Below are 241 nucleotides of genomic sequence, written 5' to 3' on the forward strand. Positions count from 1 at the left end.
CTGCACGGTTGCACACTCGGTAGTCGCATCCTGGTTGGTATGGGCGCTATCGTTATGGACGATGTGATAGTAGAAGATGATGTCATTATCGGCGCGGGCAGCCTGGTGCCGCCGGGTAAGCATCTGCAAAGTGGCTACTTATATGTAGGCAGTCCAGCGAAGCAAGCCCGGCTGTTAACAGAGGCCGAGCGCCTCTTTCTTAGTGAATCGGCCGCCAACTACGTTGTGCTTAAAAACGAAT

The 241-nt window shown here is 53.5% G+C and carries 1 protein-coding gene; it reads left to right on the top strand.

Annotated features, from left to right (window positions below):
* Positions 1 to 54: 54 nt before the first annotated feature.
* The coding region (locus R0J87_RS24090) for a gamma carbonic anhydrase family protein (protein WP_498889564.1) at positions 55 to 241 on the top strand (187 nt) is incomplete at its 3' end.

The sequence above is a fragment of the Halomonas sp. SIMBA_159 genome, from assembly GCF_046536035.1.
GTDB lineage: Bacteria > Pseudomonadota > Gammaproteobacteria > Pseudomonadales > Halomonadaceae > Vreelandella > Vreelandella venusta_A.